At 70.7% G+C, this 4,345-nt stretch carries 4 protein-coding genes; 2 read left to right on the top strand and 2 right to left on the bottom strand.

The window, feature by feature from the left end; all coding sequences use genetic code 11:
* Together ACWELJ_RS33545 and ACWELJ_RS33540 are read right to left on the bottom strand one after the other, a co-directional pair.
* The coding region (locus ACWELJ_RS33545) for a DUF6542 domain-containing protein (protein ID WP_452370087.1) at window positions 1–510 on the bottom strand (510 nt) is incomplete at its 3' end.
* A gap of 117 nt (window positions 511–627) precedes the next feature.
* On the bottom strand, window positions 628–1,791 hold the full coding sequence (locus tag ACWELJ_RS33540) for a DNA recombination protein RmuC (RefSeq protein ID WP_452370086.1): 1,164 nt from the start codon (window positions 1,789–1,791) through the stop codon (window positions 628–630).
* A 133-nt stretch (window positions 1,792–1,924) separates the two neighbouring features.
* On the opposite strand from ACWELJ_RS33540, the gene ACWELJ_RS33535 reads away from it, so the two are divergent.
* Together ACWELJ_RS33535 and ACWELJ_RS33530 are read left to right on the top strand one after the other, a co-directional pair.
* Window positions 1,925–3,286, top strand: coding sequence for an exonuclease SbcCD subunit D (locus ACWELJ_RS33535; RefSeq protein WP_452370085.1), 1,362 nt, complete (start codon window positions 1,925–1,927; stop codon window positions 3,284–3,286).
* 94 nt (window positions 3,287–3,380) lie between these two features.
* A partial coding sequence (locus ACWELJ_RS33530; RefSeq protein ID WP_452370084.1) for an AAA family ATPase occupies window positions 3,381–4,345 on the top strand: 965 nt, incomplete at its 3' end.

Here is a 4,345-nt window from a genome sequence, read left to right as displayed (position 1 = left end):
GGCGCGGGCGCCGCCGGGGCGGGTGGCGCGCCCCCGGAGCGTGCGGGCCTCGCCGTCGACGCCGGCCTTGCCCTCCTTGCGGTGGATGGCGATGCGGACCGCGCCGACGATCAGCACCAGCGTGGTGGCCAGCGCCATCGTGGGGAACCGGTTCACCAGTGGGATGGCCAGATTCAGCAGGATCTCGCGCAGCTTGAAGCTGCGGGCCGAGCCCAGGAGGAGTTGATACGACACCGGCACCGCGATGAACAGCAGCAGCGGCGGCAGCACCAGCGCGGTGAACAGCCCCCGGAAGCGGACCGCGGCCACGGCCGCCAGACAGCCGATCACGTACAGGCTCGCGAACGTGCCGGTGAGCTCGTCGCCGCCCATCGAATCGATCAGGAACCCGACGAACGTGCACGTCACGGCGATCAGGACCGCGATCGGGGCCGAGACGCCGGGAACCGACGGCAGGATCGAACGGTGCGCCGGGGGCACCTCGGTTCGCTCGCGTTGGGTAACTGCCACGTCAAGCACACTAAGGCATGTCGGTGTTTGGCGAGGCAGGCGACATCAGGCAGGTATTCCGATTCGCGGGAACCAGAAGTTAGCTGTGGCGCGTGCCCGCTGGGACCGAGCGGTTGCTCAGGCCTCTTCGGCCTCGTCGCCGCGGAACCGATATTCGTCTCCGGCGAAGCCGACCGCGCGAGGCCAGCTGTCGATCCCGCGGACCTCCGGCGGGGCGGCGTCGGCGACACCGAGATCGTGCATCTTGCGGGCCGTCACCAGTACTCGCGACTCCATCGACGCGACCGTGTGGTTGTAGGCGTCGACCGCCCTGCCCAGCTGGGATCCCAGCCGGTCCAGGTGGCGGCCGGTGGTGCCGAGGCGGGTGTAGAGCTCGCGGCCCAGCTGCTGGATCAGGGCCATATCCGCCGACATCGCCTCCTGTCGCCAGCCCAGCGCCACCGTGCGCAGCAGGGCCATGAGTGTGGTGGGCGTCGCCAGGACCACATTGCGACCGAAGGCGTACTCGAGCAATCCGGAATCGGCGGTGAGCGCCGCGTCCAGGAAGGGATCGCCGGGCACGAACAGCACCACGAAATCGGGGGACGGTTCGAAGGCCGCCCAGTACTCCTTGGCGGCCAGCTGATCCACGTGATTGCGCAGGTGCCGAGCGTGCCGGGCCAGGTGGCCGTCGCGCTCGCGCGGATCCTCGGTGCTCGCGGCGTCCAGGAAGGCGGTGCACGGCACCTTGGCGTCCACCACGATCTGGCGGCCGCCGGACAGGCGCACCACCAGGTCCGGCCGCACCACCGTGTCGCCGCGGCGGGTCACCTGGGTGTCGAAGTCACAGTGCCGAGCCATTCCGGCCAGCTCGACCACCCGTTCCAGCTGGATCTCGCCCCAGCGGCCGCGCACCTGGGGCGCGCGCAGGGCGGCCACCAATTGGCCGGTCTGCGTGGACAACTGGTGCGACATCCGCTGCATGCCCGCGACCTGTTCGCGCAGGCCCGAATACGCGTTGATGCGGTTGTGCTCGACCTCCCGGATATGCCGGTCCAGGCTTCCGACCGCGTCGCGCAGCGGCTCCACCAGCGCGCCGATCGCATGCGACTGCCGCCGCGCCGCGTCCTCGCTGGCCGCCCCGAGTGATTGCCGCAACAACCGCTCGTTGTCCCGCATGGCCGCCAGTCTCGCCTCGGCCATCGCGCCCCGCCGCCCCGCCCGCGCGGCATGCCCCAGCCAGCCCAGGGCCAGCCCCGAAACGAACACCAACAGCAGCGCGAACAGCATCGGTGCGGTCATGGCCTGTGATAGTGCCGTACCGCACCGACAATCCCCTGAATCCGGCACCGCGGCCGTGTCCTCGGGTGCGACGTTGCCGGGACGCGCCGAGGGCGGGTGAATTTGTCGGGGCGATCGCCTAGCGTTCTCCGGCATGCGGATCCTGCACACCTCCGACTGGCATATCGGGCGCACCTTTCACGGCGTCGATCTGCTGCTCGATCAGGAGTGCTCGCTGCTGGCCATCGCGGAATTGGTGCGAGCCGAGGGGGTGGACGTGGTCGTGCTGCCGGGGGACGTGTACGACCGTTCCATTCCCAGCGCTGACGCGATCGCGGTGTGCAATCGGGGATTCGAGGCAATTCGGGCGGCGGGGGCGACGATTATCGCGACCTCCGGAAATCATGACTCGCCGACTCGGCTGGGTGCGCTCGGGAGTTTCGCCGCGGCGGGCGGATTGCATTTGCGCTGCCGGATCGCGGATGTGGCGCGGCCGATCGTGCTGTCCGACGAGTTCGGTGAAATTGCCTTTTACGGCATTCCGTACTTGGAGCCGGAGATCACCCGGGTGGAATTGGGTGTACCGCAGGCGCGTTCACACGCCGAGATTCTGGACGCGGCCATGGGGCGGGTGCGCGCGGATCTGGCGGTGCGGACCGGCGCGCGCTCGGTGGTGCTGGCGCACGCGTTCGTGGTGGGCGGTGAGGCGACGGGATCGGAGCGATCCATTTCCGTGGGCGGGGTGGAGACGGTGTCGCTGTCGGCGTTCGACGGGATCGACTACACGGCCCTGGGGCACCTGCACTCGCCCCAGACGCTGTCGGAGTCGGTCCGGTATTCGGGATCGCCGCTGCCGTATTCGTTCGGCGAGCGCTCGCATCGCAAGGCGGTGTGGATCGTGGATCTCGACGCCACCGGGCTCGCCGCGGTGCGACGGTGCGATCTCCCGGTGGTGCGCGGCCTGTCCCAGCTCACCGGACCGCTGGAATCCCTGCTGGAGTCGCCGGAGCACGCCGCGGCCGAATCCCACTATGTGTCGGCCACCCTCACCGACACCGCGCGCCCCGTGGACGCCCTGCGCCGGCTGCGCGACCGTTTCCCGCACGCGGTCCACGTGGAATGGCAACGCCCGGACGGCAACCCGGAACTCCGCTACCGCGAACGCGTCCACGGCCGCCGCGACACCGAGATCGCCCAGAGCTTCCTCTCCGACGTCCGGGGCGTCCCGACCGCCGGCGAGATGACCTGGCTCGAACGCGCCCTCGCGGCCGCCACTCACGAAAAGGACGGCCCCGGCCGCATTTCCGCGCGCGAAGAACGCACGACGCTGCCTACCGTTGCCGCGGGGCGGGGGGCGGCCGAGGCGGAGCGGGTGGTCAGTGCGGCGGGGTTCGACGGGTCGGTGCGCGGGGCGGACGCGGCGGAGGCCGATGCGATGCTCGGGTTGTTCGATGCGGAGGAGTTCGGTCTCGGGACGGGTGAGTCCGGCGAGGCCGCGGACGGGATGACCGCATGAGCGTTGGGGCGCGGGGCATTTCGGCGTGTCGCGCGGGTGCGCGCGTGCGATCGGCTGTCGAATGGGTTGAGGCGTCGCGGGAAGGGGTCACGGCATGCGGCTGCATCGGCTGGAGTTGACGGCGTTCGGGCCGTTCGCCGAGACGGCCGTGGTGGATTTCGACGAACTGGGCGCCGACGGGCTGTTCCTGCTGCACGGGCAGACCGGGGCCGGCAAGACCACGGTGCTCGACGCCATCGCCTTCGCGTTGTACGGGAAGGTGCCCGGCGCGCGTGAGGAGGGCAAGCGCCTGCACTCCGATCACGCCGACGAGCAGACCCCGCCGCGCGTCCTGCTCGAGGCCACGGTCGGAGGCCGGACGCTGCGGCTGATCCGCTCCCCGGAGTTCCAGCGGCCCAGCAAGCGCGCCAAATCCGGGTGGGTGAAGGAGAACTCGGTCGCCACCCTGGAGTGGCTGGACGGCCGCGGCCAGAACCTCTCCCGCATCCCCGATATCGGCGATGAGGTGCTGCGTCTGCTGGGCATGAGCGCCGACCAGTTCTTCCAGGTGGTCCTGCTGCCCCAGGGCGATTTCGCCCGCTTCCTGCGCGCCGACAACGAGGAACGCGAGAAGCTGCTCGAAAAGCTCTTCGACACCGAACGTTTCGGCACCGCCGAACAGTGGCTGATCGACAAGCGTCGCGCGAGCACCGCCGACCTCGACACCCGCAAGCACGGTATCGACGCCCTGATCGCCCGCGTCGGCACCGCCGCCGGGCTGCCCACCACCGACACCGTGAGCATTCTCGAATCGGTCGGCTGGTCGCAGTCCCTGCTCACCGCCGCGCGCGCCACGCTCACCGCCACCGCTGCGGACCTCCGACAGCGCCAACAGGATTCGTCGCGCGTCCGCGCCGCCGCCGAGGCCGAGCGCCGCCGCCACGATCTGTTCCGCCGCCGCGCCGCCGCCCACGCCCAGCTCGCCGACTTCGCCGCCACCGCCGCCCACCGCGCGGATCGCCAGACCGAACTCGATCGAGCCCGCCGCGCCGAACCGGTCGCCGCCGCCCTCGCCGAGGC

Source organism: Nocardia sp. NPDC004582, from assembly GCF_053602115.1.
The sequence above is the reverse complement of the archived record's forward strand: the minus strand, read 5'-3'. Positions and strand labels throughout refer to the sequence as shown.